This is a genomic window from Pseudomonas sp. PA15(2017), assembly GCF_001945395.1.
Classification (GTDB): domain Bacteria; phylum Pseudomonadota; class Gammaproteobacteria; order Pseudomonadales; family Pseudomonadaceae; genus Aquipseudomonas.
In genome coordinates this window covers 1-23,859 of sequence record NZ_MSXV01000023.1, presented here as the reverse complement: position 1 = coordinate 23,859, position 23,859 = coordinate 1, and the positions used below count along the sequence as shown (strand labels likewise).

Below are 23,859 nucleotides of genomic sequence, written 5' to 3'. Positions count from 1 at the left end.
CCTGGCCATTCCTGGCCCCGGATTCGCCTGCAGGTGATCAGTGGGTTGGCGCGATGATCTGGTCGCCTTCCTCGATGGGCTGGCGCTGGATCTGGGCGATGGACTTCTGGTGGAAGTTGCGCGCCACGTTTTCCGTAATGTGGACTTCGTGGCGCGGCAGGGCGATGGCGGTGGCGGATGCTTCCGGGCCCAGGGCGTGGGCGTTGAGGATGAGCAGTTGCACGGCTTCGGCCTGTTCGGTGATGCCGTGCCAGGCCATGAGCTCGGCGAGCTTGGCGTTGAGGCCGGCGCGCACGCGGTGGCGCAGCTCTTTCTCGTCCCACTTTTTGCGCTTGGCTTCGGCCTTGGCGTCTCGTTCCTGTTGTGATTGGGGCATTACGCTGCCTCCCGGTTCTCTCGGCCTCTGGCGCGATACTCGGCCAGCGCCTGCTTGTAGCTGGCCTTGGCTTCCTTCATGGTCGGCGCCCATTCGCCGGCGACTTCAAGCGTTTCATATGGCGACCACTGCGCGAAGTTGTAGTCGCGGCTGTACCCGCGGTACGAGCTGCCGCGCGGGTATCGAACCATGCGGTATTCCCGTGCACCCCAATCTCCGCGCTGCTGGTACCGCGGCATGTTGATGCCCAGGAAGTGGGCGAAGCCTTCATAGCACTCGCACTCATCAAGATAGGCATCGAAGTTGGTGCGCTTTGCCGGTGGCGGCGGAGCCGGAAGCTTGGCCAGGGCGAGCTGTTTGCCTTCGGCCGTGGCGCGGTAAACCACGTCGTTCGCGTCACAGAAGGCCGGCGCCTTGGAGCGAGTGGCGAAGCCGGCATCAACCAGAAGGTCGAAGTTATCGGCGTCGTCGTAGCCTGGGCTGGTGACGAAGTAGTTGCGGTTGCTGGTTCGGCAGTTCGGGCTCAGGCCCAGGGTGTGCCAAAGCAGCCACAGCTGTTTCTCGGTTGGTTCAATCATGGCGATTTCCTTGCCGGCGGGGCGTGGGAGTGGGCTACGCGCTCAGGTCCATCTTCGGCCCGCGCTTGATGCGGTGGTCGCGCAGGCGGTCCATCACGGTCTTGGCGCTCAGGCCGGTGGCGTCGCACATCTCGTTGATGCTGGCGCCGGCGGGTGCCATGCGGTGCAGGATTTCCAGCCGTTCGGCGGCCTTGCGCTTCTTGGCGGTGTTGAGCTCGGCGTGCTTGTGATCCCGCTGGCGCAGGGCGCGGCTGGGTTTGGCCTTGGGCTTGCCGGGGCTGGTGATGACGAAGGGCAGTTGCTTGTTGCCGGCGGTGACGATGGGCAGCGTTTGCACGGGGCCGTGCTGGCGCTCGTAGGTGGCCATGAGGGCGGCGAGCTCGGCGCTTTGTTGGGAGCGGGGCTGCAGGTTGGGTGCGTCGATCATGGTCAGGCCTCCAGGGGTTGGGAGCCTTCGAGCTGCTGCTGCAGCCAGCGGGCTTCCTTGATGGTTTCGCGGAAGCCGAGCACGCGGCCGGTGTCGGCGTCGACGACGCGCACCATGCCGCTGCCGGTGGCGATCAGCTGGGTGGCGCGGGGCTTGATAGCGATGCGCTGCTGCGTCTGCTTGCGGGCCTCGGCGCTGCGGCGCAGGAGAGCGGGGATGGCGTCGAGGGTGGCGCGGGCGCGTTCGAATGCGTTCATTCTGGGCTCCTTGCGATGTGCAGCTTGAGGGCGGCGACGAGGATGCGGGCTTCGTGCAGGGCGTCGTCGAGGGCGTGGTGCTTGAGGCCCACGAACGGCACGCTTTTCTTGGCCTCGGGGTAGAGGTCGGTGATGGTGCGCAGGTCGCGGTCGTTCCGGTTCTGCCAAGGGCGCCGCACGTGGGCGCGCCGGAATGCGGTGCTGATGATGACGTTGTCGAAGGTGGCGCCGTTGCCCCACACGTAGGATTCGCCGTAGATGGCGGCGGGCCTGTCGATGAAGTCGGCCAGCTGGATGAGCGCGTTGTTGATCTTTACGCGGTTGAAGCCGTGGTTGATCTCGCGCTGCGCTTCTTCGCTCTGCCTGAGCCAGAAGTCGATGGTGCTGGCGTCGGTTTCGCCGCCGAAGCCGATGGCGCTGTCTACGTCGACGCGGATGTAGAGGTCGTCGCCGATCACGCCGTTCTCGATGCGCACGCAGCCGATGGTGGCGATGGCGGCGTTGGGGCCTTTGCCGAGGGTTTCGAGGTCGAGGACGTAGTGGGTGGCGCGTAGGAGGGGGTGGAGGGATTCGAGGGCTTGGGCGATGGGGTGCAGGGTTGGGGTCATGGTTGCTCTCCACCGTCTTGATCGTTCAGCTCGGAGTGAAGTTGTTCAGCGAAGCCGACCGGCCACCAGTACAGAGGCCGCTTGTACCAAGGATCACGCGTCTCTCGAATGACTAGCCCCTTTTTCTCCAGGGACTTGAACACGGCGAGCACGCTGCCAGCGGTCGTTTTCAGACGAACTGCTATCTGGAACGTGAGGCCGCCCATGCGGAACACACATGCCGGATCGCCTTTCGCCAGATACGCCAGGTTCTCCTGATAGAGGTGCGGGCAACTATCTCGGTACATGAGCGCGTTGTGTCGCCCGATCTTGCGGAGCTCATCGATAACCGCTTGCTGTTTCGGGGTCAGGTTCATGACCATCTCCTTGCCTCAGGAAACGAACGCCAGCTCGTCCACTTTGCGGGCCACGCGCACCTGGTAGGTGCTGCGCGGCGCGGTGGGGCGGCGGATGGGGTTGGTGGGTTGATGGTGGCCGCTGCCCAGCAGCAGGGCGATGGCGAGCGGGGCGATGATTCCGCGCTTCCAGGCTTCGAGCACCGTGCCGCGGGTGGTGCGCTGCATGCCGAGCTTGAAGCGGGCGGCGTCGAGCAGCTGGCGCGCGCCGTCGGGGCTGATGGTCATGGCGCGGGCGATTTCCTTGGCGGTTTTGTCCGTGGCGGCCAGCAGCACGGCTTCGAGCTGGCGCGGTGGCAGGCCTGCATTCAGGCGGCCACGCCAGCCCGGTACGGTGATGGTGTTTTCCATGGTTCTTCCTTGGGTAACCACATTGGCCCAGGCGCCAAGCGCGGGTGACCAAACCCTGCTTGAATAGCGCAGGCCTGGGGGCTGGCCTATGCGGTTGCGGTTGGTTCAGGCTTCCGGTTTGTCGGCCTTGGCGAGGTGAGCGCGATAGAGATCACTGGCGCCGCGGATCATTTTGAGGGCGTTGCCTGAGTTCCAGTGAGCCTCGCTCTTTACGTGGCTGCGCAGTTTTGCCTTGGTGACTCCCAGGCGTTTGGCGTGCCACGCAAACCAGTCGTCTGGCAGCTCAGAAACGGCAGCTTTTGCAGCGGCGCGAAGCTCGTCACGCTCAACCTTGAATGCCTTGTGCGCCTTCTTCTTGTTGGCCGCCTCAGTGGCCTTGTAACGGTCAATCTCTGCGTCGATGTTGCCGCGCTTGCTCAGCGGAATATTCAAAACTCCGTGATCGAGTGCCATTTCGGTTCTCCTTGTTGACTTCCCGTCTGGCCCTGTCGCCAAGGCCAGAAAGTGAAATCGGGTGTTGCTGCGCAGCGCTGTCAGGTCGTTCGGGCAGGTCGGCCTGCGACCTACTCACCGTTGAGTAGGCCTGACGTATTCAGGCGCAAGGTCAAGCATGCGCTCGCCATTTGGCGCAATAACATGGACGCGATACTGACGATCATTGGCTGCAACCGGGCCGTCTACGACAAACCCTGAGTGCCATCCATCAGGGAACTGCACGTCAACTTTCGATCCTTCCTGGTGATGCTCGTCAACACACCAGCAGCGCTCATTGTTCAGCTTCTCGCCATTGCATATCGGGCATTTCATTTCTCTTACTCCTGGTTGATTTCCCGTCTGGCCCTGTCGCCAAGGCCAGCCAGTGAAATCGGGTGTTGCTGCGCAGCGCTGCCAGGTCATTCGCGCGGTTCGGTCTGCACCTCGTTTGCGGCTCGGCCCCTCTGTTGGCTCTGCTGCAATACGCCGGTCGCTGGCGCGCGCTGCGGTGTGTTGCTCACCTGACTTTCTGTCGCCCCACAGGTGATGGCCGGGGCTGCCTCGCCGGTTGCCCGGCTAGCTGTTCATGGCGCTGGTTGTTAAAGAGCGGTTCGGAGCGGTGTGCTGCTTCGATGGCTCAAATATCAACTACAGGTTGAGTTATGTCAACCGATAGTTGATGTTTTTGATTGTGGCCGTACAGGCATATAGCCTTGGCGGTTCACAGGGAGGGTTTGCGATGCGATGGATTCTGGTGCTGCTGGCGCTCAGTGGGAGCGCGATGGCGGACGTTTACAAATGCACCGATTCGACGGGCCGGGTCTCGTTCTCAAAGGTTCCGTGCGGCGGCGCGCTCGCCAACGAGGCGGATAAGGTCGAAATCAAGCCCAACAAGATCGGCGGGACGCTCGGTGTCTCGAAGGAGCAGCAGCGTATCTGGCAACAGCAAGAGCAGAGCCGAGCCGCACAGGTGCCTGCTATGCCTGCGTATCGCGAGCCGAGCTACTGCAAGAGCTACAGCAGCACGACAATGCGGAGCATTACGATTGCTCGTGGTGTTGAGCCAGGCATGACGATGGGTGATGTCCAGCGGTCATGGGGCGCCCCAACGCGAGTAAACGGCTCCGGTGACCCGATCCAATGGGTATACCGATGGCGCTCGAATGTGGCCTACGTGTACTTCATCGGCGGCTGCGTGTGGCAGATGGAAGGCAGCTACGGTGGATGAGCGTTATTCGCTCATCTGAAACATCGAGCCCTTGACGATCGCGCCTACGTACTGGATTGATTCCACCTGCTGTTCATCCAGGATCACAGGTGCGTACTCGGCATTGATGCTTTCGAAGCGATACTGGCCATCCTTGAGATAGGCATACGCCTTGATCATGGATTGGCCAGCCACTGTCTTAACCAGCACCTCATCACCAGGGCCGAAGGAGTGATTGGGCTCGATCAATACGAACTCGTTATGCTTGATGCGCGGCGCCATGCTGTGGCCCACAACCCGCAAGCCGTATGCGTTTTCGTCGCGGCTGGTGACGTTCAGCACGCCCTCACCGTGGCCGGTCGGGTAGTCGAGCGCTTCGAAGTAGCCCTCAACTCCAAGCATTGCCTTGCCTACCACTGGGACACTCCTTGTCCTGACCTCGATGCGCTCGCCCTGAATATTGCTATCCATTGCCGTTGCTGAGCCATAGGTGTGCGCCTGCTCGCGCAATACCCAAGCGTCTTGCTGGCGTTTGGGCAGCACGCCGTATTCGAGCCACTCAGCCCGCACGCCAAGCCACTCGGCGAGCGTGAGCATGTTGTCTTTCTTGGGCATGGATTCGCCACGCAGCCACTTACTGGTGGCTTGTGTGGTGGTTACCAGGCCAACGCCTTCGAGACCTTTCTTCAAATCAATATTTCGCCCGTGCGACTCCCGCGTCAGGTCGGGGTGGTCATTCAGGGCCTCATTGAGGCGCGCGGCGAATTGTTCGCGGATGTTTTCGATATCAACCATAGGTTGATGGTGACACGTGAGTTGATAAACAGTCATTTGATGTTAAGATCAACCGCAAGTTGATATTGAGGGCGTTGTTATGAGTGCCATTGCTGATGCGGTTGCGGCTGCCGGCGGCCCAGTGAGTGCTGCGAAAGCCTGCGGCATCAGCCGGCAGGCTGTTGATAAGTGGCTGGCCAATGAGTTCCTGCCGCGCACTGATTACACCGGTGAAACGAACTACGCCCAGGTGCTGGCGAATGCCGCTGCGCAGCGCGGCGAGGGCTTCGCCGTTGAATGGCTGCGTGATAACGCTCGGCCTAAGCCGCGGGCCGCCTGACCACGATTCGCATCCTACCGCCGCACCGCCCAGGGCGGCAGACGGCTGGAAGGGATGGGGATTTATACAGTGCCCGGATCGCGGGCAATAAAAAGCCCGGTGGCTAGACCGGGCTCCATGCAACACAACAACAGAGGCCTGATTATGGGCATTTCCCTTTTCTACCGCAACACAGGGCGTGGCGCGCCACGTTTTGGCGTTGCGTGTTTCGTGGCGCGTGGTGATAGCCATGGCCGGTGACTGGATCAAGATGCGCACCGACCTGCTGACGAGCCCTAAGGTTGTCCGCATGGCGTCCGCTTTGAATGCGGACAGGTTTCGGATCGTAGGCGGATTACTGTCCGTTTGGAGTCTGTTCGATGCGCACTCGGCGGACGGATCGCTCGAAGGCTACTCGCTCGATTCTCTCGATGACTTGGCCGCCTGGCCTGGCTTTTCGGCAGCGATGCTGGCCGTTGGATGGCTGGTGCAAGCCGACTCCAGCCTAGATCTGCCGCGCTTTGAGGCCCATAACGGGGCGTCTGCCAAGCGCCGGGCACAGGACGCTGACCGTAAGCGCGAAGTCCGCACTGCGTCCGCTTCCGATGCGGACAAAAAGCCGACTAGAGAAGAGAAGAGAAGAGTTAAAAGCAATACCCCCTTACCCCCTGAAGCGCCGAAGCCGGAAACAAAGCCAGCGAAGTTCGACCCGCTCAGCGCATGCCCGGCGAACGTGACGCCAGCGGTATGGGCGCAGTGGGTGGCCTGCCGCAAGGAGCAGGGCAAGCCGCTGAAGGTGACCACCTGCACGGCCCAGGCTGAGCAGCTCGCTGGTCACCCGAACCCTGACGAGGTGATTCGCCGCTCGATCGCCGGCGGCTGGCAGGGCCTGTTCCCGGACAAGGTGACCAGTGCCAGCGTGCACCAGCACCCGGCCAGCAAGCACACCAATTTCGATGATCTCGATTACACCGCGGGCGCTAGCCGGCGGGAGGATGGTAGCTATGCGTTCTGACCAGCCTGTGAACCTCGAAATCGCGCCGCTCGAGCGCACCCTGGGTGTGGTGGCGAAGGAGCTGGCGCGCTGTGACAAGCCGGGCCATGGGGCGTACGCCTCGATCACCAGCAGCAAGTCGTCGGCGCCGAGCGGTTGCCCGGTTTGTGCCGAGGAGGCGCGGCGCGTGGCCGACGAAGCGGAGCAGGGCGAGCAGCGCGCCCGTGCTGTGCGTGAGCGGATGGAGCGCCGGCTGGGTGAGGCGATGATTCCCAAGCGCTTCCAGGGCAAGCGGTTTGATGCTTACCGCGCGGAGACGCCTGAGCAGAAGGACGCGTTGCGAATTTGCAGGGGCTATGCGCACCACTTCCCGAAGCACTACGAAGATGGCCGCTGCCTGATGCTTCTCGGCACGGTGGGCACGGGCAAGACGCACCTGGCGAACGCCATCTTGCACGAGGTGGTGACCCGCCACGGGATGCTAGGCGTGTACCGCACGGTGACCGGGATTCTGCAGTATGTGAAGGGCAGCTACGACCACGCGGCCTCTTACAGCGAGGCCGATGCCTTCCAGGCACTGGTGGCGCCGCACCTGCTGGTGATCGACGAGGCCGGGGCGACGAAGGCGACCGAGTTTGAGCTGGCCACGTTGTTCACGGTGATCAACGGCCGGTACGAGCAGCAGAAACCCACCCTGGTGATTTCCAACCTAGACCTGGACGGCCTGCACCGTGCCCTGGGCGACCGTTGCGTCGACCGGCTGCGTGAGGGCGACGGCCGCCTGGCGCTGTTCAAGTGGCCGAGCGCCCGCGGGGGTGGGGCATGACCGCCGCGGAGGCCCAGGCCCTGCAGCAGTTGCTGCTGGTGGGCTTTCGGGTGGAGCAGATGGGTAAGCGGGTGATCAGGGTGCAGCGCGGGAATGATTACCGGCTGGTGCGGCAGGACGGTGGGTTGAAGCGGGCTTTGGGGGCTAGGCGATGAGTGATCAGCGAATGCAATACGCAGTAGAGGTGAGCATCTCGATGCTGAAGCAATGGTACGTAACCTGGGAACAGTTCCGAGGTAGCAGATACGGCAATTCGCGGCGGCTGGCGTTGAAAAGCAAATGCATGGGGCTGGTTTTCCATGACAGGGCGCTACGCAAGTGTGACGAGGTGATCAATGGCTGAACTCCTGCGCATCCGCATCGTCCCTCACCGCCAGCACTGCTACCGCACGCCCGATGGCTACGTGCTGTTCAGCTGCCGCTACCAGCATGCCCGGGTGGCGGTGATTCGCCCGGGCCAGAGTGTGCCTTTCGTGTACTGCCTGACCGCATTCGGCGCAACCGAGGCCATCGAGACGGATCGTGCCGCGCGGGTGAAGCCATGAGGAAGTATCTGTTGCTGGTGATGATCTCCTTCGTGCCGATGGCGTGTGGTGCCGCCATAGTTGAATGGTGGATGCTGATCAATCGCCTGGGACTGCCAGTAATTGTTGAGTTCGTGCTGGCGATGTTGCCAGTCGCATTTTCGGCCGCTGCAGCGATGTCTTGGGCTGATCGGCGTTTTAAGGGGCGCGGCTAATGGCCAAGAAAGCTGGCTTCCGCACCCTCGGCGATGTGGTCGAGTGGTGGCTGTCGCGCATCGAGGGTGACCGCACGCGCAGCGAGAAATACCGGGCAAGCATGGCCTGCCTGATGCGAAAACACGTGCTGCCGCGCGTGGGCAAGGTGGCGCTGCGTAAGGTGGACCGGGTGACGCTGGACGACCAGCTGGTTTTCCCGATGCACCAGGAGCTGGCGCCGCGCACGGTGCAGAAGGCGCTGCAGGGGCTGCGCCAGGCGTTCGCTATGGCCGAGACGCAGAAGCGCATAGACAACAACCCGCTGGCCGGCACGACCTTCCGTGATTTCTACAAGGGCAAGCTGCGGCCGAAGCCGGCAGCGTTGTCGCGGGTCGACCTGGCCGAGCTGGTGCAGCACCTGGTGGGCGTGTTCAACGCGGACCCGGCCAAGGGCATGCTGCCGCTGATGATGTTGGCCCACGGCACGCGCATCGCCGAGACGCTGGCCGCGCGCTGGGGCCATGTGTCGCTGGATGAACGGGTGTGGGTGATCCCGGAGGCGAACACGAAGAGCCGCCGCGAGCATGTACTGCCGCTGACCAGCCAGGTGGTCGGCCTGCTTCGCCGGTATCGCGAGGCGGTGCCTGCTGCACGCTTGAAGATGGGATGGATGTTCCCGGTGCGCGGTGGCGCCGGCATGGCGCTGACCAGCGGCCATGCCCTGATGCGTGAGGTGAGCGGCCGGCAGTGGACGAGCCATGACCTGCGCAAGCTGATGCGCTCCAGCCTGGCGGACATCGGCGTCGATCACATGGTGGGTGAGTTGCTGATCAACCATGCCCTGGGCGTGACCACCGAGACCTACCTGACCCGCGACGCAATGGACCGCCGTCGCGAGGCCTTGGAACGCTGGCATGCCCGCCTCGATGAGTGCGGATTTGCCGATGCGCACGGCCAAAAAGTGGCCGTTCCTGCACTTCTTAAAAATGACTGCAAGCCAGAAGCGGCGGGCGATAGCGTCGTTTCCGGTATTTCTACGTGGGGAGGGTGAAAAATGCTTACCAGACGTTCATTTCTCAAGCTGATCGGTATTGCTGCTGCCGCCAGCGCGGTTGTGCCGGCGCTCCAGTTGGGTCGCGATCCGTACGTGGTGAAGGGTGAGATAGTGGGCTACATAGGCCATCACCCTGGTGGCTTCATTGGCGGCTGCGCTGTTGTCGAGGTGCATCCGTGGGATGGTGTTGGCTACCCGGTCGACGTGCGCCCGAACTGCTATGGGGTGAACGCGAAGCTCAAGCGTTACTACGACGCAGATCTGGCGAACATGGATCGAGAGGCGCCGTACAAGTTCTGGCACGACCCGGCCAACAAGAAATATCCGAATGTGCACACCTATATCCGCATTCAGCGATTCGGTGAATCCATGGCTGAGGCCATCAAGCATCTGAATTTCGTGTCATCGAGGGCGGCTTGATGAGATCCGTTGTGCAGCACCACCAGCGCTGCGAGATATGCCAGGGCTCCGGCGAGTACCGCGGCGTGTTCCATCGGAACTGCTGCGTGGCATGCAACGGCGCCGGCGTGGTGCTGACCGGCGGCGAGGCGATGAGCCCAGAGCAGGCGATCGCCTACCTGCGCCAGGCCCTGACCGCCGCCGAGCACGGTGCGCCACGACCAGCGCGAAAGACCATTGCCGGCGATGCCGAGCACTACCAGCAAGCCAACACGCGCGGCCTGGGTGGCTCGCACTACTCGGGAGATTGAACATGGCCGCACCGATCAAGAATTGGCAGCTCACCAAGCCAGCCGCCCGGCGGCCATCGGTGGACTACGAGGGCATGGAGCAGGCCGCCCTGTTCCGCTGGCTGCAGCTTCGCCACCCTGTCGCCGCCGCGCTGGCGTACCACGTGCCGAACGGCGGGCATCGGGTTAAGGCCGTGGCCGCCAAGCTGAAGGCCCAAGGCGTGAAGGCGGGCGTGAGCGACATCGTGCTGCCAATGGCTCGGGGCGGGTTCTTCGGTCTGTACATCGAGTTCAAGGCCGCGGCGCCGCACAGCGCCGTGGTTAGCCAGTCGCAGCGGGACTTCCTGCAAGACGTCCAGCAGCAGGGCTACAAGGGCGTGGTGTGCCGGGGTATGGGCGAGGCAATGAAGGTGATCAAGGCGTATCTGGCGAGCGCGCCGACAGTGGTGATGGTTGAGGGGGAAGGGCGATGATCTATCCAAGCGTACAGAGCGCGGTGGTGTCGGCGTTGGCGGCCGAGTGCATCGACAACACGAGTAAGCAGGCCTGGCAGAAGCTGATTGACCTGGACACAGTGCGCGTGGGTTCGGGCGTGTCCGGGTCGAATCGCATGCAGGCCGACTGCTGGGTGTTCGCCCGGCTGCACAGCCAGCTGATCCCGCGCCACTGGAACGCGCTGGTGGCGAAGTTCAGCACGCACAAGGGGCGGAAGGTGCAGGCGATCAGTGCGTTGGTACCGGTGGTGGCGTCTCCATCCAAGCAGCTGTTCAAGGCGAAGGCCGTGACGGTATGGGCTATCCCCAAGCTTCGCGGCGTGGAGGGCAAGCGCTCTGCCGACATCATCGTCCTGCCCGCCGAGTTCTACGACATGAACACATGGGACCTGGACGGCCGCCCGGAGTCGACCCGGCGCGAGTGGCGGCGCAACATCCACAAGGTGCTGGAGGAGATGGTTGGCGAGGCTCTGAAGGCTGCCGAAGAGATCCTGCTGGCCGAGGGAGTGCTGCACCAGCAGGCCGCATAAATACCTGTTGACACAACGCCAGCGCTCCATCACTATTTTTCACATCCTGCCGATCTTACGTATGAAGGATCGTCACACAGAAGCCCCGCCAATGAGCGGGGCTTTTCGTTTCTGCACCCAGCCCGGGACAAGCCCATGTTCGAAGCCTTGCCCACCACTATTTCGGGCTGGCTTGGGTGGGTCGCCATGGCCTTGGTAACTGCCGTCGTCTACTTCCCGAAAGCCTGGGCCGAGCGCCGCGGCGAGAGCCGGGAGAACGACCGGCTGATGAATGCGCTTGCCGAAGAGCGAGCCCTTCGAAAGGAAGCCGAGTCTCAGCTCGAGCAAGCCAATCAGCAAATCTACGCCCTGATCCGGGAGTTCAGTGACATCAAAGCAGCCAATGCCCAGATGGAGCTGAAGATCAGTTACCTCACCAGAGAGATCGAGGCCCTGCGGCAGCAGCTGCAGCGGAGTGACCAATCATGAGTGACGAAGAACTGAAGCGCCGGATGGGTAAAGGCCGGCGCTTGTGGGATCACCACGGCAGCTGGTTGCTGCTGGTAGTGATCGGTATCAGCTGCTTTATGGCTGGCGGCCAGTTCCAGGCCTACAGCGATGAGAAGACGCTCAAAGCGATCATCGAATCGCACGAGCGGCAAGATGCTGATCGGGTGAAGCGTATACGAGAGCTCCTGGCGGAAAACAAGCTGCTGACCGATCAGCTTGGCCCTAAGGTTGAGCGTGCTGCCAAGACTGCTGAGCGCGCCGCTGTGAAGGCCGAGCAGGCCGTAGAGAAGGCAGCTGAAGCTTCACAGCCTCCAACGGAGCGCTGAGGCATGCCAGTCCGCCCCCTAAAGCCCTGCGCCTGGCCAGGCTGCAGCACGCTGGTGCGCGGTGACTACTACTGCGCGCGGCACGCTCCTCTGGCTGCCGAGAAGCGGCAGACAGCCAAGCGCACGGTGCACAAGCGCTACAACGAGCGGCGTGATGAATCGGACGCGTTCTACAAGACTGAGCGCTGGAAGAAGCTGAGCGCCTACTACCGAAAGAAACATCCGGTGTGCGAGCACTGCGACAACGCCGCAAGCGACATCACCGACCACATCAAACCATACAAGACACACCCCGAGCTCGGCCTGGACTGGGACAACCTGCGTGCGCTGTGTCGGGAATGCCACAACAGCATTGGCGAGCGTATCGGCCTGGTGGGTGAAAGCGCGGCCCGAGCAGCGGGCTGAGCGGTCAGCAGGGTGGGGGTGGGTCAAAAGTCTGGAGCTGCAGACCGCCCGAACGACGGGGGGAACCAAATTTTCATACCCGCGAAAAATGAAATTCAGGAGTTCGGCCCATGCCTGGTGTTGCAGGGCGATCCGGCCGGCGCCCGAAACCCACGGCCAAGAAGGCTCTGGCGGGCAATCCTGGTAAGCGGGCGCTCAATAGAGCTGAACCCAAGTTCACCGAGATAACGCACGTAGACCCGCCCGATTGGATGCAGCCGCTGGCCATCCAGATGTGGCAGACCGTCGTGCCCGAGCTGCTCGCGCAGCACATCGTGTGCATTACCGATCTACACAACGTCGAGGCGTTCTGTACCGCATACGCCAACTGGCGTTCCGCTCAAGAACTGGTCGTTCAGCACGGCCCGATTGTTGAGTCGGCGATGGGCAGCCCGATGAAGAATCCGGCTCTCACTGCTGCCAAGGAGGCCATGTCCCAGATGGTCACCTTCGGCGCGATGCTGGGCCTCGACCCGTCGAGCCGGTCACGCCTGATCGGCGGCAAGAAGGCGAAAGCCGCAAACCCATTCGCAGATCTCGTCTGACCGCAGGCTCACATGGCAACGAAGTACCCCAACGTCGAATCCGCGATTCGGTGGGGGAAGCGTGTCATTGCCGGCAAGGTGCCGTGCTGCAAGTACGTGCACGAAGCGGTTGAGCGGCACTTCTGCGACCTGGCCAAGAGCCGGGGCGCCCGGTTCCCGTACCGCTTCGACCCGGCCAAGGCCGAGAAGAAGCTGCGGCTGATGCAGATGCTCCCGCACACCAAGGGTGAGTGGGCATTCAAGCGGCAGCTGGTGACGCTCGAGCCCTGGCAGCTTTTCGGCTTCGCCATGACGTTTGGCTGGGTGCGCAAGCACACCGGCTTTCGCCGGTTCCGCGTCAGCTACTGGGAAGTGCCCAGGAAGAACGGCAAGAGCGTGGTCGCCGCCGGCGTGGGCATTGGCATGTTCACCTCTGACGACGAGTTCGGTGCCGAGGTCTACGCCGGCGCCACGACAGAGAAACAGGCCTGGGAGGTGTTTCGCCCGGCGCGGCTGATGGTCAAGCGCTCGCCCATGCTGATGGAGGCGGCCGGCATCGAGGTCAACGCCTCGAACATGAACCGCCCGCTGGACGGCAGCCGGTTCGAGCCGCTGATCGGCAACCCGGGCGACGGCGCCTCGCCGAGCTGCGCGATCGTCGACGAATACCACGAGCACCAGAGCGCCGCGCTGTACGAGACCATGCTCACCGGCATGGGCGCCCGTCGCCAGCCGCTGATGTTCGTGATCACCACCGCCGGTTCTGACATCGAAGGCCCGTGCTACGACCTGCGCCGCCAGGTGATCGAGATGCTCGCCGGCGACGTGCCGGACGACGAGCTGTTCGGCTGGATCTGGACTATCGACGAAGGCGACGACTGGACCGACCCCAAGGTGCTGGCCAAGGCCAACCCCAATTTCGGCATTTCGGTGTTCCGCGAGTACCTGGAGAGCCAGCAGCAGCGGGCCATCCGCACCGCGCGGTTCACCAACACCTTCAAGACCAAGCACCTCAACATCTGGGTGTCGGCAAAGGCCGGCTTCTACAACATGGAAGCCTGGCGCAACAGCGCCGATGCCAGCCTGACCCTGGAGCAGTTCGAGGGTCAGGACTGCGTGCTGGGCTTCGACCTTGCCCGCAAGCTCGACATGAACAGCATGGCGCGCCTGTTCTGGCGCGTGATCGATGACCGAATCCACTACTACTGCGTGGCGCCGCGCTTCTGGGTACCGGAAGACACCGTGCGCAGCGTGGAAAACCAGCGCATGTCCGAGCGCTACCAGGCCTGGGTCAACACCGGTGACCTGATCGAGACGGCCGGCGCCGAGGTGGACTACCGCGAGATTCTTGAAGAGGCCAAGGACGCAGGCCGCCTGAGCGCAGTGAAGGAATGCCCCATCGACCCCCACGGCGCCACGGGCCTGTCGCATGAGCTCGAGGACGAAGGGCTGACACCCGTCGTCATCACCCAGAACTACACCAACATGTCCACGCCCATGAAGGAGCTGGAGGCCGCCATTCTGAGTGGCCGCTTCCACCATGACGGAAACCCCATCATGACCTGGTGCATGGGCAACGTGATCGGCAAGAACCTGCCCGGCAACGACGACGTCGTGCGGCCGATCAAGCAGGGCAACGACAACAAGATCGACGGCGCCGTGGCGCTGATCATGGCAGTAGGGCGCGTCATGGCCCAGGCCACCACCGATAACAGCGACGACGACTGGTTCGACGCCATACGGAAACCCATCATCGCATGAACGCCTTCATTGTCTTCCTGCTGGTCAGCGCCGCCGGTTTCGGCTTGTTGTGTGCGGGCGTTTGGCTATTGGCGGGCACCGGCTGGGCGCTGATTGCTGGTGCTGCGTCGATGTTCAGCATCGCGTGGTTCATCCGCAGAGGGCTGAGCGATGAGTAAAAGCCTGCTGCAGGCGCTAGCTAGCTCCGCAACCAAGCCATCGGCCGGGCTCAGCGACTGGCTCGGCAAAACCATCCGGCTCACCGATGGTGGCTTCTGGGGCGCGTTCAACGGCGCGCAGGCCAGCTCCGGTCGTACTGTAAGTGTAGACCGTGCCATGCGCGTTTCAGCTGTATGGGCCTGTATTCGGTTGATCGCTGAGACGATCGCCACGCTGCCGCTCGGTCTTTACCGGCGCCTTCCGGATGGAAGCCGACAGATAGACACCAGCCACCCGCTGTACTCGGTGCTGGCGATTTCGCCCAACGAACACATGAGCCCGGTCCAGTTCTGGGAGGCAATGCTGGCGGCCATGTTGCTGCGCGGTAACGCCTTCGCCCAGATTCATCGCGCCGGAAACCGCATCATTGCGTTGACCTTCCTGCTGCCGCACCGAATGCGCCTGGTCTGCAAAGACGGTCGAATCCGCTACTACTACCGTTTCGACGATGGTGAGCGTGAGCTCGACGCCAGCGAAGTGCTGCATATCCCGGCGTTCTCGCTCGATGGTCGTATTGGCCTGTCGCCGATCAGCTACGGCGCCGACATCATCGGTGGCGCGATGAGCGCTGACGACGCAGCAAATGCCACCTTCAAGAACGGCATGATGCCGACCGTGGCATTCAAGGTGAATCGTGTTCTCAAGCCAGAGCAGCGCGAGGATTTCCGCAAGTACGTGAAAACCGTCAGCGGCGCGATGCACGCCGGCGAGTCGCCGGTTCTGGAAGATGGCATCACGCCGGAGGCGATCGGCATCAACCCTGCCGACGCCCAGCTGCTTGAAACACGCGGCTGGAGCGTCGAGGAAGTGTGCCGATTCTTCCGGGTGCCGCCCTGGATGGTGGGCCACACCGAGAAAAACACCAGTTGGGGCTCCGGCCTTGAGCAGCAAGTGATCGGCTTCCTGACGTTCTCGCTCAGCACCTGGCTGCGCCGTATCGAGAAGGCAGTGCTCAAGCAACTGCTGCGACCTGAAGAGCGATTGACGCATTACGCCGAGTTTGCCCTGGAAGGCCTTCTGCGGGCCGATAGCGCGGCCCGCGCTTCGTTTTACTCGACCATGGTACAGAACGGCATCTACACCCGTGACGATTGCCGTGTCCGCGAGAACCTGCCGCGCCGCGGCGGTAACGCAGATGTACTAACCTCCCAAACCAACCTCGCACCACTCGACGCCCTGGGGCAGACCAGCGACGGCCAGGCCGCCCGCGCCGCCCTGCAGAACTGGCTCAACGCCGAACCGCCAAAGGAATAACCCATGAAGCTGAAGATCCAGTCTCGCGGCCTGCGCAGCGAGCTGAGCCCGCGCGCGCTCGAGAAATGGAACCCCGCGATCCAGGCGGCGGTGGAAAGCACCTCCGACACCATCACCATCTACGGCGTGATCGGTGAAGACTGGTACGGCGAAGGCGTGACGCTCAAGCGCATCGACGCCGCGCTGCGAGCCATCGGCGAGCGGGATGTGACCGTCTACATCAACTCGCCGGGCGGCGACATGTTCGAAGGCATCGCCATCTACAACCGCCTGCGCGAGCACAGCCACAAGGTCAGCACCAAGGTGCTCGGCATGGCCGCCAGTGCCGCCTCGGTGATCTACCTGGCCGGCGAAGAGCGCCAGGTGGCCAGCAGCGCGTTCCTGATGATCCACAATTGCTGGACCATCCTCGCGGGCAACCGCCACTACCTGCGCGACGTTGCCGACGACATGCAGGAGTTCGACGCCGCCATGGCCGACCTCTACGCCGAAACCAGCGGCCAGACCGTCGAGAGCATGGCCGAGATGATGGACGACGAAACGTTCATCCGCGGCAAGCGAGCCGTCGAGCTGGGCCTGGCCACGGGCTTGCTGGCCGCCGACGAGGTGACCGAGCGCACCACCACCGAAACCCAGCAGAACAATGCCCTCAAGGCCATGGACATCGCCCTGGCCAAAACGGGGATGCCGCGCTCCGAGCGCCGCGAACTGTTCGCCAATATCAAGTCCGGCACGCCTCGCGCTGCCGGCGGGGACACGCTGCGCGCTGTCTCGACCGATAAGCGAAGCGCTGTCGCCCCTGACCTTTCCGCCTCCCTGTCAGAGGCGTCCGCAATCCTCAATTCCCTCAAAGGAGAATCGCGATGAGCGACTTCGAAAAGCAATACAACGAGCTGAGCGCCAGCCTGAAGCAGATCGGCGATCAGATCAAAGCCCAGGCCGAAAACAGCCAGAAGGAAATCGCCAAGAGCGGCGAGATGCTGGCCGAAACCCGCGCCAAGGTCGACGAGATGCTGTGCAAACAGGGCGAGCTGCAGGCCCGCCTGCTGGAGGCCGAGCAGAAGCTGGTGAATGCCAACAGCGATCGCGGCCAGGGCGAGCGTCAGCAGTCCGCCGGCGAGCTGGTCACCAGCGCCGAAGCGATGCAAGGCGTTAACTCGTCGTTCCGTGGCTCGCGCCGCGTCTCGGTGCCGCGTGCGGCGATCACCTCGGTTGGCAGCTCTGGCGGCTCCCTGGTGCCGGCTGATCGCCGCCAGGAAATCATCATGCCGCCGGAGCGGCGCCTGACCATCCGTGACTTGATCGCCCCGGGCACCACCACCAGCAACTCCATTGAGTATGTGCGTGAAACCGGCTTCATCAACAATGCGGCAGCGGTAGCCGAGGGCGGCGCCAAGCCGTACTCGGACATCACCTTCGCGCTGGAGAATGCGCCGGTCCGCACGCTGGCTCACCTGTTCAAAGCAAGCCGCCAGATCCTCGACGATGCCGCCGCGCTGCAGAGCTACATCGATGCCCGCGCTCGTTACGGCCTGCTGATGGTGGAAGAATCCCAGCTCCTCTACGGTAACGGCACCGGTGCCAACCTGCAGGGCCTGATGACCCTGGCCCAGGCTTACGCCGCGCCGGGTGGCATTGACGTCACCGGCGAGCAGCGCATCGATCGCCTGCGCCTGGCGTTGCTGCAGGCTGAGCTGTCCGAGTTCCCGGCGGACGGCATCGTGCTCAACCCGATCGACTGGGCCGCCATCGAGCTGACCAAGGATGGCGAAGGCCGTTACATCGTCGGCCAGCCGCAGGAAGGCACCGCGGCACGCCTGTGGAACCGCCCTGTGGTTTCCACACAAGCCATGCAGCAAGACGAGTTCCTCACCGGTGCGTTCCGCCTCGGTGCGCAGATCTTCGACCGCATGGATATTGAGATCCTGGTCTCCACCGAGAACGACAAGGACTTCGAGAACAACATGGTGACCATCCGCGCCGAAGAGCGCCTGGCCTTCGCCGTGTACCGCGACGAAGCCTTCGTCACCGGCCCGCTGACCGGCGCCGCCGGCGGCTGATCCTCACCCCGTCGATAACCCAAGGCGCCCGAGTCGGGCGCCGAACACGAGGGCATTCCCGTGGAAGGTACCGAGAACAGCAACACCCAGGCCGCCGCCGGCGCTGGTGATGGCGCCAATGGCGCAGCGCCTGCAGCCACTGGCCAAGCCACCCCCCCAGCCACCGCCCCAGCCGCAGCTGCAGCTCCGGCCAAGCCGGCTGTCGGCAAGGCTGCCGGCAAGCAGGGCAAAAAGAACGCTGGCACCGCTGAGCAAGCCGATACAGGCGCAGCAGGCAAGGCCAACGCCAACCCGCAAACCATCGAAGTCTGGCCGCTGCGCTCCTACCAGGACGCCGGCGAGATCAAGCGCCGGGGCGGCAAAAGCTACAGCGTGCCCAAGCGCCACGCCGATGCACTGATCGCCCGTGGCCTGGCCACTGACGAGCAGCCTGCCAAGGCCAAAACCGACAGCACCGAGTAAGGAACCATCCCATGCCCATGCCGACCCTCGCGGACCTCAAAACCCACCTGCGGATCCGGCACGGGCATGAGGATGCCGATTTGCAGATGAAACTGGACGCGGCCATCGATAACGCCAGCCAGTTCATCAACCGCCCGATCCCCTGGGCGGACGAAGCCGGCGAGCCCGTGGACGTTCCCAACAGTGTCCGCCTGGGCATCCTCATCATCGCCGCCGAGCTGTACACCAACCGCGAACAGTCCGTGGTGGGCACCAGCTACACGTCCATCCCCAAGGCCGAGAACATGCTGCACTTTTACCGAGTGGGGCTGGGCATATGAGAGCAGGGCGCCTCAACACACCGGCCACGCTGCTGGAGCTTAACGCCGACATCCAGGCCTGTGAGCTCGACTGGATGTGGTGCGGCATCGATACCAAGGAAAGCGCCGAGCCGCCGTACCCCACCGGCCTGCGCAACCCCGCCAAGGTCGCCATTCGCGCCTGGTGGGATGAGCGCCTGCGCCAGGGCCGATACCTGCGAACCGAGCACCGCCTGTTCCACATCGACAGCGCCCGCGACTACCGCGGCGACCGCGCCGAGCTGGCCATCACCGCCACCGAGTTCATCGGTGAGCCAGCCCAGCTGGTGCGGGACGGTCGACCACCACGCTGCGTTCGGGTTTTCCTCGACATGCAAAGCCCCTGGCGTGACGAGAACGGGCAGGTGATCGACTACCGCACCCGCGCCGAAGTGGCGCTGATCGAGGCGGGCAGGGTGCACACCGACGACAGGCTTACCGCCCGCGGCGTCACCTACCTGGTTACCGCGCTGCCCAACGACATGGACGACGGCATCGTCCGCAACATCTGGCTGGAGCCGCTCTGATGGATATGGGCGTTCGGCTCGTCGGCAAGGAGCTTGCCCGGGCCAGGCTGGCCCAGATCAACCGCAGCATCGACCCGGTGCTGCGCGGTGCACTGAACACCACGGCCACGAAGACGCGCACCGAGCGCTACGTGAAGCGCATGGGCGGCGTGTTCAAGTCATCCATTCTCGGCGCCCGCCTGGGCGGTTCGGATGTGCGCGGCAAACTGACCATCAAGCGCGCCCGCAAGGGGCGGATGAACAGCCGCATCATCCCGTCCAGCTCCGGCGTGCGGGTCGATGATTACCGGCGCTGGCTCTTCGAGTGGGTAAGCCCGACTCGTGCCCGGGTGTACGTGATGGGCCTGCGCGGGAAGAAGCTCGCCGCCGGCTTCGTCAACCCGGCCAGCGTCGGGCAGAAGCCCCTGGCCACGCGCGGTGACAAGCGCACCGCCAATAAGAACTACCGGCGCAACCTCAAGCTGCAGACCGCCATGGGCCCTTCAATGGCCTACTGGTTCCAGCAGCTGACGGGCGCTGAAACCATCCGCTGGACGAACACCTTCCTGCGGCAAGAATTCGAACGCCGCGTGCGGCGAGAGATCGCCCGATACGGCGGAGGCACTGGCTCATGAACAAGGCCGCCCAGGTTACCAAGGCGCTGCGCGATCAGCTCGAGCTGATACGCCCGGCCAACGGCTATCACACCGACCTCAAGGCCGTGTACGGCCCCCAAGACAAGCCCAGCGAAAAACCGCCGCTGCCCTACGCCCTGGTGCGCTGGGCCAGCGACGTACGCACCGACCTGGCAGTGACCCAGGCGCTGCGCGCGCGCAGCTTCGAGATCGAGGTGTTCTTCAGCAAGGCCTGCGACGAGGAAGAGCTCGACGCCGTGCACGTCGACATCCTGCGTTGCCTGGGCATCGGCCAAGACCAGCCCGACCGCAAGTTCCCGGGCCTCTTGGAAGGCGAAGACGAAGCCATTCCGCGCTGGGCCAGCAACGGCGAAACCACCCACAGCATCACCATCACCGTCGGCGTGCAGTACGCGCAGACCTACAACTGACGGCCCCAGGCCAGGAGAAGCACATGAAACTGAAGGCGATCACGCCCCAGTACGTCGAGGGCCGCCTGGTGCCGCCCGGTAAACAGTTCGAGACCACTGACGCCGACGGCGCCCGGCGAATCGAGGAGGGCGGCACCAAGCCAGAAACCCCCACTACTACCAAGACCACCAAAGCCAAGGCCTCGGCAGAAGCCGCCCAGTAAGGAGCCGCCAGCATGCTTTACACCCAACTTTTCCGCGGCCCATGCGGCGTCGCGCCGTACCCGTCGTTCGTGTTCGAAGAGCTGTTCAAGCTGCAGAACGTGACCGCCGAGCCTGAGCAGACCGAAATCGTCATCCAGGACCCGACCCGTATCGGCCTGCCCGAGCTGGACGGCGTCAACTCCGTGACCGCGATCAACATCACCGGCGAGGCCGTGAGCTTCAGCCCGGCCGCAGCCGCCGTGGCCCTGTACGGCTCCGTCGAGCGCGTGCCGGCTGGCACCGCTGAAGAAGAGCAGCACGACGCCTACGTCGACCGCACCATCCGCCTGGCCAACATCCCGCTGGTGGTCACCAGTGTGACGCCCGTCGGCGGCGGGACGCCGTATGTGCGCGGCGTGGACTACTCCGTCACCCCGGGCGGTATCCGCGTGTTGATCGGCGGCGCCCTGGCCGACGCCATCAACGCCACCGTCGCCCCGGCGGACGGCGGCCTCAAGCGCCTGCCGATCGAGGTGAACTACAGCTACCCGACCGTGGACGTGATCAAGCCGTTCACCCAGGGCCGCAAGTTCTTCCGCGTGATGTTCGAGCAGATCAACGAAGCCGGCGACGGCGAGAAACGCCGCATCACCTGCTTCTACGCGCGCATCAGCCTCAACGGCGGCATGCCCCTGAACCAGGCCGCCGAGTTCGGCGTGATTCCCGTGTCCATCCGCCTGCTGGCCGATCCGAACATCTTCGACGCCGGCGAGGCCGCGATCTGGGAAATGGAAGTGCAGAACACCGACGAGGCGGCGTGAGCAAAGCAGCTCGCGTTTAAAGTCACATATCGTGGAGAGAGCAATTGACCTATCTACAGGAGGAAAACAAAACCCCTCACTGGTAGGCCCTCGACCGCGCGTTGAGTAAAGCGCACGAGTTGAAGTGAATCGCCCCGCGATCTCTGGCTGAATGATTTCAGCCAGCCCAAAAAGCAAAACCCCCGACAGGCTGGCACCTTCGGGGGTTTTTTATTCAACCCCATGAGCAAGCATGAGGAGAACGTGTTTGGATTATAGGACAATCCCTATGTGCCTCAAAGTCATTGAGCAATCGAAGCCGCTCAAGAAAATGCTCTGGGCGGTGATCTTCGTGGCTTTCTGTTTCAGCCTCAGTTTTGTGGCTGACTTCATCAACGCGTTCAGGGGTTGGTGAAAGAAGTCAGTGCCACCACCGCCAGATCCGCACCTTGTTTCGATAGGTGATCAGCCGTCCGGCTCGTCCGGAGAATCGCAGCCACGCGAGCTCGAACAGATACATGGGCATTGCAGCCATGAATGCAGTGCTCGGTGCTGAAGCTAGAGGCCCTTCTTTGAGAAGAAACACCTCCTTCAGGCCGATGGCCGTAACCCAGAAGCCGAACCACATCAGCATGATCAGGAAGCACGTGTGACCACGGTTGGCCTCGCGGTTTATCCAGGTTTCATCAAAGCGATACCGTCGTATCCATCCGCAATCGCGAAGCTTGTATCGACGGAGTGCACGTCGGATCGGGCCACGTTCATCCCGCCGCTTGAGGCGCTGAGCGGCTGTCAGGGTTTTCTTGGTCGGCGCGGCAGCCTTTGCATTTGCTGATGACCGCTGGCGCCACTTCTGAAGGTAGGTAGCAACTTTTTGGCGGATGACTCGCCAATTGCGCAGCGCTCCATATGCGAGCACATACAGAAATACCTTTGCGACCTCCGCCGCCCCGATGCCTACTAGCCAGGCCCAGAAGGCGCTTGGCGATGACAGGAACTCCATAATCCCTCCATGATTTTGAGGGCCGGAGCTTCAACGAATTTCGCGAAAATTGCTAGGGTGTGGTCGCCGGGCGATTTTGCAATCAATTGCAAAACGGACATTTGGCCGAGGTTTCTGTCCGTTTCGATGATGGTTGAATGCCATGTTTCATTGACGAAACGAACGAATTTGATCAAAAATGGGTCAACGGTAGCGAATGCTATAGCGCCGTTCGGATTCACGGCTGTCGGTTTTGCAGCGCGGGGTCACCATGAATACACCTGATCGGAGCAGCTCAATGAGCTTAATGAAAGATCTCAACCACGCCATCATGGCGGCTGCGGTTGGGGTTATGGCCAGCTACAGCACGGTTTCGCCTGTTGAGGGTCTGCTTTCAAATGTCCCGCACCAGCAGTCTCAAGAGGACGTTGCTGTTTCTGAAGCTATTCACGCTCTGATCAAAAAATGCAAGGCAGAGGAGCAAGAGTTTCTTTCGGCAGTCAAAGTGGCTGCAGGTCTGTCAGCCTCTGAAATTCAAGAAAGGGTGCAGCCAGATCAGGTTGTGGACTTTACTGAATATCTGCACAAAATTCGTAGCCTAGAAGTGATAATGAAGGGCTATGAGGTTCCAGAGCAGTTCGCGGCTCAGCACATGGATGCTCGCCGAGCTATGGCGAAGTTTCGCTCAAGTGCTGCGATGCTGCACATGATCATCCTGCAGGCAGTGAATGTTCCTAGCATCATTCCGGGCCATGCCAGCGCTGACGGACTGAAAATGCTTGCCGAGCATACGACGGCTGCAGTTGTTGGGTTGGCGAAAGCTTAAGTGGGTAACGTCACCGTTGGCTTCCACATTGCCACGTATGACGAATTCTTCGCGAAGCCGTTGACGCTTTTTCCGACCCTCGCGCAAGACCTGTTAGGCGACTTCCTTCGTTACAAAGGCGACGGTGTGTTGCCAAGCTATTTTGGCTGCGACGTGCCGTACACCCAGCCACAGTTGGCCTACAACGCAAGGTTGATGCACATACACCTCTGCCTACCTCCTGACTTCTTTCCGCCGAACCTGCCGCAGTTTGATCGCAAATGTAGGAAGGGTGCGCCTAATAAGGATGCGGCCCTGGTCTATGTGGGCGGCGAGTTGGATGAAGACAAATATTGCCTTTTGGGTGTCCTGTATCCCGACGCACACAGTAGAGCCAGAGAGGAAAAGGTCATGCGCTACCTTGCTCGCTTGGCGAAGGAGTTCAGAGACCTAAATTAAAAGCCCCGCAGTTCAGACTGTGTGAAAACCTAGCAGTCCGAGGGTGAGTTGAAGACAATGCCTCTATCGGTTGATAGGGGCATTGTCGTTTATGGGTTATATCCAGGGCGAAGGTCGCGGGCAAAGCAGT

General features: G+C 62.6%; 40 protein-coding genes. 30 read left to right on the top strand and 10 right to left on the bottom strand.

Annotated elements, in window-relative coordinates; all coding sequences use genetic code 11:
• Window positions 1–37 precede the first annotated feature (37 nt).
• The 8 genes from BVH03_RS08495 to BVH03_RS08460 form a co-directional block, all read right to left on the bottom strand.
• Window positions 38–376 carry a hypothetical protein gene (locus BVH03_RS08495; protein ID WP_075960759.1) on the bottom strand — a complete coding sequence of 113 codons (339 nt, stop codon included), beginning with the start codon at window positions 374–376 and terminating at the stop codon, window positions 38–40.
• The gene (locus tag BVH03_RS08490; protein WP_075960758.1) at window positions 376–954 is read right to left on the bottom strand and encodes a hypothetical protein; all 579 of its coding nucleotides are present in this window, start codon (window positions 952–954) and stop codon (window positions 376–378) included. Before BVH03_RS08490 ends, BVH03_RS08495 begins: the two co-directional genes overlap by 1 nt.
• 34 nt (window positions 955–988) lie before the next feature.
• Complete coding sequence (locus tag BVH03_RS08485) at window positions 989–1,381, bottom strand: hypothetical protein (RefSeq protein ID WP_075960757.1); 393 nt, start codon at window positions 1,379–1,381, stop codon at window positions 989–991.
• 2 nt (window positions 1,382–1,383) lie between these two features.
• The gene (locus tag BVH03_RS08480; RefSeq protein WP_075960756.1) at window positions 1,384–1,638 is read right to left on the bottom strand and encodes a hypothetical protein; all 255 of its coding nucleotides are present in this window, start codon (window positions 1,636–1,638) and stop codon (window positions 1,384–1,386) included.
• Window positions 1,635–2,246, bottom strand: coding sequence for a 3'-5' exonuclease (locus BVH03_RS08475; RefSeq protein ID WP_075960755.1), 612 nt, complete (start codon window positions 2,244–2,246; stop codon window positions 1,635–1,637). The genes BVH03_RS08480 and BVH03_RS08475 overlap by 4 nt, the downstream gene beginning before the upstream one ends.
• The gene (locus BVH03_RS08470) at window positions 2,243–2,602 is read right to left on the bottom strand and encodes a hypothetical protein (protein WP_075960754.1); all 360 of its coding nucleotides are present in this window, start codon (window positions 2,600–2,602) and stop codon (window positions 2,243–2,245) included. The genes BVH03_RS08475 and BVH03_RS08470 overlap by 4 nt, the downstream gene beginning before the upstream one ends.
• Before the next feature lie 15 nt (window positions 2,603–2,617).
• Entirely contained in the window at window positions 2,618–2,992 is a 375-nt protein-coding gene (locus BVH03_RS08465) for a helix-turn-helix transcriptional regulator (RefSeq protein WP_075960753.1), read from the bottom strand.
• A 105-nt stretch (window positions 2,993–3,097) separates the two neighbouring features.
• Window positions 3,098–3,445 carry a hypothetical protein gene (locus tag BVH03_RS08460; protein WP_075960752.1) on the bottom strand — a complete coding sequence of 116 codons (348 nt, stop codon included), beginning with the start codon at window positions 3,443–3,445 and terminating at the stop codon, window positions 3,098–3,100.
• A gap of 700 nt (window positions 3,446–4,145) precedes the next feature.
• On the opposite strand from BVH03_RS08460, the gene BVH03_RS08455 reads away from it, so the two are divergent.
• Entirely contained in the window at window positions 4,146–4,694 is a 549-nt protein-coding gene (locus BVH03_RS08455) for a DUF4124 domain-containing protein (protein ID WP_083640017.1), read from the top strand.
• 3 nt (window positions 4,695–4,697) lie between these two features.
• On the opposite strand, the gene BVH03_RS08450 is transcribed toward BVH03_RS08455, so the two are convergent.
• Window positions 4,698–5,468, bottom strand: a complete 771-nt coding sequence (locus tag BVH03_RS08450; protein WP_075960750.1) for a S24 family peptidase — start codon at window positions 5,466–5,468, stop codon at window positions 4,698–4,700.
• Window positions 5,469–5,547: 79 nt separating this feature from the next.
• Between BVH03_RS08450 and BVH03_RS08445 the strand changes: the two genes are divergently transcribed.
• The 27 genes from BVH03_RS08445 (at window position 5,548) to BVH03_RS08320 (ending at window position 21,504) form a co-directional block, all read left to right on the top strand.
• Window positions 5,548–5,787 (top strand): hypothetical protein, encoded by a 240-nt coding sequence (locus tag BVH03_RS08445; protein ID WP_075960749.1) that lies wholly within the window; start codon window positions 5,548–5,550, stop codon window positions 5,785–5,787.
• Between the two features lie 229 nt (window positions 5,788–6,016).
• Window positions 6,017–6,781 carry a hypothetical protein gene (locus tag BVH03_RS26615; protein ID WP_218189538.1) on the top strand — a complete coding sequence of 255 codons (765 nt, stop codon included), beginning with the start codon at window positions 6,017–6,019 and terminating at the stop codon, window positions 6,779–6,781.
• Window positions 6,771–7,586, top strand: coding sequence for an ATP-binding protein (locus BVH03_RS08435; protein ID WP_075960748.1), 816 nt, complete (start codon window positions 6,771–6,773; stop codon window positions 7,584–7,586). Before BVH03_RS26615 ends, BVH03_RS08435 begins: the two co-directional genes overlap by 11 nt.
• Window positions 7,583–7,741 carry a hypothetical protein gene (locus BVH03_RS26335; RefSeq protein ID WP_168175606.1) on the top strand — a complete coding sequence of 53 codons (159 nt, stop codon included), beginning with the start codon at window positions 7,583–7,585 and terminating at the stop codon, window positions 7,739–7,741. The genes BVH03_RS08435 and BVH03_RS26335 overlap by 4 nt, the downstream gene beginning before the upstream one ends.
• A gap of 180 nt (window positions 7,742–7,921) precedes the next feature.
• Entirely contained in the window at window positions 7,922–8,131 is a 210-nt protein-coding gene (locus BVH03_RS08425; protein ID WP_075960746.1) for a hypothetical protein, read from the top strand.
• Window positions 8,128–8,325, top strand: a complete 198-nt coding sequence (locus BVH03_RS08420) for a hypothetical protein (protein ID WP_075960745.1) — start codon at window positions 8,128–8,130, stop codon at window positions 8,323–8,325. Before BVH03_RS08425 ends, BVH03_RS08420 begins: the two co-directional genes overlap by 4 nt.
• Window positions 8,325–9,356, top strand: a complete 1,032-nt coding sequence (locus BVH03_RS08415) for a site-specific integrase (protein WP_075960744.1) — start codon at window positions 8,325–8,327, stop codon at window positions 9,354–9,356. Before BVH03_RS08420 ends, BVH03_RS08415 begins: the two co-directional genes overlap by 1 nt.
• A gap of 3 nt (window positions 9,357–9,359) precedes the next feature.
• Window positions 9,360–9,779, top strand: a complete 420-nt coding sequence (locus tag BVH03_RS08410) for a twin-arginine translocation signal domain-containing protein (protein WP_075960743.1) — start codon at window positions 9,360–9,362, stop codon at window positions 9,777–9,779.
• Complete coding sequence (locus BVH03_RS08405; protein WP_143485921.1) at window positions 9,776–10,069, top strand: hypothetical protein; 294 nt, start codon at window positions 9,776–9,778, stop codon at window positions 10,067–10,069. Before BVH03_RS08410 ends, BVH03_RS08405 begins: the two co-directional genes overlap by 4 nt.
• Before the next feature lie 2 nt (window positions 10,070–10,071).
• Complete coding sequence (locus tag BVH03_RS08400) at window positions 10,072–10,521, top strand: VRR-NUC domain-containing protein (protein ID WP_075960741.1); 450 nt, start codon at window positions 10,072–10,074, stop codon at window positions 10,519–10,521.
• Window positions 10,518–11,072 carry a hypothetical protein gene (locus tag BVH03_RS08395; RefSeq protein WP_075960740.1) on the top strand — a complete coding sequence of 185 codons (555 nt, stop codon included), beginning with the start codon at window positions 10,518–10,520 and terminating at the stop codon, window positions 11,070–11,072. Before BVH03_RS08400 ends, BVH03_RS08395 begins: the two co-directional genes overlap by 4 nt.
• A 135-nt stretch (window positions 11,073–11,207) precedes the next feature.
• Window positions 11,208–11,540 (top strand): hypothetical protein, encoded by a 333-nt coding sequence (locus BVH03_RS08390; protein ID WP_075960739.1) that lies wholly within the window; start codon window positions 11,208–11,210, stop codon window positions 11,538–11,540.
• Window positions 11,537–11,887, top strand: coding sequence for a hypothetical protein (locus tag BVH03_RS08385; RefSeq protein ID WP_075960738.1), 351 nt, complete (start codon window positions 11,537–11,539; stop codon window positions 11,885–11,887). The genes BVH03_RS08390 and BVH03_RS08385 overlap by 4 nt, the downstream gene beginning before the upstream one ends.
• Window positions 11,888–11,890: 3 nt before the next feature.
• On the top strand, window positions 11,891–12,292 hold the full coding sequence (locus BVH03_RS08380) for an HNH endonuclease (RefSeq protein WP_075960737.1): 402 nt from the start codon (window positions 11,891–11,893) through the stop codon (window positions 12,290–12,292).
• Window positions 12,293–12,402: 110 nt separating this feature from the next.
• Window positions 12,403–12,876 (top strand): phage terminase small subunit P27 family, encoded by a 474-nt coding sequence (locus tag BVH03_RS08375; protein ID WP_075960736.1) that lies wholly within the window; start codon window positions 12,403–12,405, stop codon window positions 12,874–12,876.
• 12 nt (window positions 12,877–12,888) lie between these two features.
• Window positions 12,889–14,616, top strand: a complete 1,728-nt coding sequence (locus tag BVH03_RS08370) for a terminase large subunit (protein WP_075960735.1) — start codon at window positions 12,889–12,891, stop codon at window positions 14,614–14,616.
• Window positions 14,613–14,774 (top strand): hypothetical protein, encoded by a 162-nt coding sequence (locus tag BVH03_RS26330; RefSeq protein WP_168175605.1) that lies wholly within the window; start codon window positions 14,613–14,615, stop codon window positions 14,772–14,774. The genes BVH03_RS08370 and BVH03_RS26330 overlap by 4 nt, the downstream gene beginning before the upstream one ends.
• Window positions 14,767–16,068 carry a phage portal protein gene (locus BVH03_RS08365; protein WP_075960734.1) on the top strand — a complete coding sequence of 434 codons (1,302 nt, stop codon included), beginning with the start codon at window positions 14,767–14,769 and terminating at the stop codon, window positions 16,066–16,068. Before BVH03_RS26330 ends, BVH03_RS08365 begins: the two co-directional genes overlap by 8 nt.
• A gap of 3 nt (window positions 16,069–16,071) precedes the next feature.
• On the top strand, window positions 16,072–16,935 hold the full coding sequence (locus tag BVH03_RS08360) for a head maturation protease, ClpP-related (protein WP_075960733.1): 864 nt from the start codon (window positions 16,072–16,074) through the stop codon (window positions 16,933–16,935).
• Entirely contained in the window at window positions 16,932–18,128 is a 1,197-nt protein-coding gene (locus BVH03_RS08355; RefSeq protein ID WP_075960732.1) for a phage major capsid protein, read from the top strand. The genes BVH03_RS08360 and BVH03_RS08355 overlap by 4 nt, the downstream gene beginning before the upstream one ends.
• A 60-nt stretch (window positions 18,129–18,188) precedes the next feature.
• Window positions 18,189–18,590: a hypothetical protein gene (locus BVH03_RS08350; RefSeq protein ID WP_075960731.1), complete on the top strand. Its 402-nt coding sequence runs from the start codon at window positions 18,189–18,191 to the stop codon at window positions 18,588–18,590.
• Window positions 18,591–18,601: 11 nt separating this feature from the next.
• On the top strand, window positions 18,602–18,910 hold the full coding sequence (locus tag BVH03_RS08345; protein WP_075960730.1) for a head-tail connector protein: 309 nt from the start codon (window positions 18,602–18,604) through the stop codon (window positions 18,908–18,910).
• Window positions 18,907–19,455, top strand: coding sequence for a hypothetical protein (locus tag BVH03_RS08340; protein ID WP_075960729.1), 549 nt, complete (start codon window positions 18,907–18,909; stop codon window positions 19,453–19,455). The genes BVH03_RS08345 and BVH03_RS08340 overlap by 4 nt, the downstream gene beginning before the upstream one ends.
• On the top strand, window positions 19,455–20,069 hold the full coding sequence (locus BVH03_RS08335; protein WP_075960728.1) for a hypothetical protein: 615 nt from the start codon (window positions 19,455–19,457) through the stop codon (window positions 20,067–20,069). Before BVH03_RS08340 ends, BVH03_RS08335 begins: the two co-directional genes overlap by 1 nt.
• Window positions 20,066–20,500, top strand: coding sequence for a hypothetical protein (locus BVH03_RS08330; protein WP_075960727.1), 435 nt, complete (start codon window positions 20,066–20,068; stop codon window positions 20,498–20,500). The genes BVH03_RS08335 and BVH03_RS08330 overlap by 4 nt, the downstream gene beginning before the upstream one ends.
• A 23-nt stretch (window positions 20,501–20,523) precedes the next feature.
• Window positions 20,524–20,703 (top strand): hypothetical protein, encoded by a 180-nt coding sequence (locus BVH03_RS08325; RefSeq protein WP_075960726.1) that lies wholly within the window; start codon window positions 20,524–20,526, stop codon window positions 20,701–20,703.
• Between the two features lie 12 nt (window positions 20,704–20,715).
• Window positions 20,716–21,504, top strand: a complete 789-nt coding sequence (locus tag BVH03_RS08320) for a hypothetical protein (RefSeq protein WP_075960725.1) — start codon at window positions 20,716–20,718, stop codon at window positions 21,502–21,504.
• A gap of 400 nt (window positions 21,505–21,904) precedes the next feature.
• Here the strand turns inward: BVH03_RS08320 and BVH03_RS08315 are convergent, their stop codons facing one another.
• On the bottom strand, window positions 21,905–22,486 hold the full coding sequence (locus BVH03_RS08315; RefSeq protein ID WP_075960724.1) for a hypothetical protein: 582 nt from the start codon (window positions 22,484–22,486) through the stop codon (window positions 21,905–21,907).
• Between the two features lie 277 nt (window positions 22,487–22,763).
• Between BVH03_RS08315 and BVH03_RS08310 the strand changes: the two genes are divergently transcribed.
• Window positions 22,764–23,291 (top strand): hypothetical protein, encoded by a 528-nt coding sequence (locus tag BVH03_RS08310; RefSeq protein ID WP_143485920.1) that lies wholly within the window; start codon window positions 22,764–22,766, stop codon window positions 23,289–23,291.
• Window positions 23,292–23,729, top strand: coding sequence for a type II toxin-antitoxin system YafO family toxin (locus tag BVH03_RS08305; protein WP_075960722.1), 438 nt, complete (start codon window positions 23,292–23,294; stop codon window positions 23,727–23,729).
• The last annotated feature ends 130 nt before the right edge of the window (window positions 23,730–23,859 follow it).

Coding starts and splice junctions, on each gene's coding strand:
- BVH03_RS26335 (WP_168175606.1), top strand. CDS start 7,583: ATGACCGCCGCGGAGGCCCAGGCCCTGCAGCAGTTGCTGCTGGTGGGC.
- BVH03_RS08340 (WP_075960729.1), top strand. CDS start 18,907: ATGAGAGCAGGGCGCCTCAACACACCGGCCACGCTGCTGGAGCTTAAC.
- BVH03_RS26615 (WP_218189538.1), top strand. CDS start 6,017: ATGGCCGGTGACTGGATCAAGATGCGCACCGACCTGCTGACGAGCCCT.
- BVH03_RS26330 (WP_168175605.1), top strand. CDS start 14,613: ATGAACGCCTTCATTGTCTTCCTGCTGGTCAGCGCCGCCGGTTTCGGC.
- BVH03_RS08330 (WP_075960727.1), top strand. CDS start 20,066: ATGAACAAGGCCGCCCAGGTTACCAAGGCGCTGCGCGATCAGCTCGAG.
- BVH03_RS08435 (WP_075960748.1), top strand. CDS start 6,771: ATGCGTTCTGACCAGCCTGTGAACCTCGAAATCGCGCCGCTCGAGCGC.
- BVH03_RS08380 (WP_075960737.1), top strand. CDS start 11,891: ATGCCAGTCCGCCCCCTAAAGCCCTGCGCCTGGCCAGGCTGCAGCACG.
- BVH03_RS08450 (WP_075960750.1), bottom strand. CDS start 5,468: ATGGTTGATATCGAAAACATCCGCGAACAATTCGCCGCGCGCCTCAAT.
- BVH03_RS08345 (WP_075960730.1), top strand. CDS start 18,602: ATGCCCATGCCGACCCTCGCGGACCTCAAAACCCACCTGCGGATCCGG.
- BVH03_RS08310 (WP_143485920.1), top strand. CDS start 22,764: ATGAGCTTAATGAAAGATCTCAACCACGCCATCATGGCGGCTGCGGTT.
- BVH03_RS08495 (WP_075960759.1), bottom strand. CDS start 376: ATGCCCCAATCACAACAGGAACGAGACGCCAAGGCCGAAGCCAAGCGC.
- BVH03_RS08460 (WP_075960752.1), bottom strand. CDS start 3,445: ATGGCACTCGATCACGGAGTTTTGAATATTCCGCTGAGCAAGCGCGGC.
- BVH03_RS08425 (WP_075960746.1), top strand. CDS start 7,922: ATGGCTGAACTCCTGCGCATCCGCATCGTCCCTCACCGCCAGCACTGC.
- BVH03_RS08365 (WP_075960734.1), top strand. CDS start 14,767: ATGAGTAAAAGCCTGCTGCAGGCGCTAGCTAGCTCCGCAACCAAGCCA.
- BVH03_RS08410 (WP_075960743.1), top strand. CDS start 9,360: ATGCTTACCAGACGTTCATTTCTCAAGCTGATCGGTATTGCTGCTGCC.
- BVH03_RS08420 (WP_075960745.1), top strand. CDS start 8,128: ATGAGGAAGTATCTGTTGCTGGTGATGATCTCCTTCGTGCCGATGGCG.
- BVH03_RS08390 (WP_075960739.1), top strand. CDS start 11,208: ATGTTCGAAGCCTTGCCCACCACTATTTCGGGCTGGCTTGGGTGGGTC.
- BVH03_RS08490 (WP_075960758.1), bottom strand. CDS start 954: ATGATTGAACCAACCGAGAAACAGCTGTGGCTGCTTTGGCACACCCTG.
- BVH03_RS08375 (WP_075960736.1), top strand. CDS start 12,403: ATGCCTGGTGTTGCAGGGCGATCCGGCCGGCGCCCGAAACCCACGGCC.
- BVH03_RS08400 (WP_075960741.1), top strand. CDS start 10,072: ATGGCCGCACCGATCAAGAATTGGCAGCTCACCAAGCCAGCCGCCCGG.
- BVH03_RS08480 (WP_075960756.1), bottom strand. CDS start 1,638: ATGAACGCATTCGAACGCGCCCGCGCCACCCTCGACGCCATCCCCGCT.
- BVH03_RS08485 (WP_075960757.1), bottom strand. CDS start 1,381: ATGATCGACGCACCCAACCTGCAGCCCCGCTCCCAACAAAGCGCCGAG.
- BVH03_RS08315 (WP_075960724.1), bottom strand. CDS start 22,486: ATGGAGTTCCTGTCATCGCCAAGCGCCTTCTGGGCCTGGCTAGTAGGC.
- BVH03_RS08385 (WP_075960738.1), top strand. CDS start 11,537: ATGAGTGACGAAGAACTGAAGCGCCGGATGGGTAAAGGCCGGCGCTTG.
- BVH03_RS08320 (WP_075960725.1), top strand. CDS start 20,716: ATGCTTTACACCCAACTTTTCCGCGGCCCATGCGGCGTCGCGCCGTAC.
- BVH03_RS08355 (WP_075960732.1), top strand. CDS start 16,932: ATGAGCGACTTCGAAAAGCAATACAACGAGCTGAGCGCCAGCCTGAAG.
- BVH03_RS08395 (WP_075960740.1), top strand. CDS start 10,518: ATGATCTATCCAAGCGTACAGAGCGCGGTGGTGTCGGCGTTGGCGGCC.
- BVH03_RS08370 (WP_075960735.1), top strand. CDS start 12,889: ATGGCAACGAAGTACCCCAACGTCGAATCCGCGATTCGGTGGGGGAAG.
- BVH03_RS08415 (WP_075960744.1), top strand. CDS start 8,325: ATGGCCAAGAAAGCTGGCTTCCGCACCCTCGGCGATGTGGTCGAGTGG.
- BVH03_RS08360 (WP_075960733.1), top strand. CDS start 16,072: ATGAAGCTGAAGATCCAGTCTCGCGGCCTGCGCAGCGAGCTGAGCCCG.
- BVH03_RS08445 (WP_075960749.1), top strand. CDS start 5,548: ATGAGTGCCATTGCTGATGCGGTTGCGGCTGCCGGCGGCCCAGTGAGT.
- BVH03_RS08470 (WP_075960754.1), bottom strand. CDS start 2,602: ATGAACCTGACCCCGAAACAGCAAGCGGTTATCGATGAGCTCCGCAAG.
- BVH03_RS08335 (WP_075960728.1), top strand. CDS start 19,455: ATGGATATGGGCGTTCGGCTCGTCGGCAAGGAGCTTGCCCGGGCCAGG.
- BVH03_RS08465 (WP_075960753.1), bottom strand. CDS start 2,992: ATGGAAAACACCATCACCGTACCGGGCTGGCGTGGCCGCCTGAATGCA.
- BVH03_RS08475 (WP_075960755.1), bottom strand. CDS start 2,246: ATGACCCCAACCCTGCACCCCATCGCCCAAGCCCTCGAATCCCTCCAC.
- BVH03_RS08455 (WP_083640017.1), top strand. CDS start 4,146: ATGTTTTTGATTGTGGCCGTACAGGCATATAGCCTTGGCGGTTCACAG.
- BVH03_RS08325 (WP_075960726.1), top strand. CDS start 20,524: ATGAAACTGAAGGCGATCACGCCCCAGTACGTCGAGGGCCGCCTGGTG.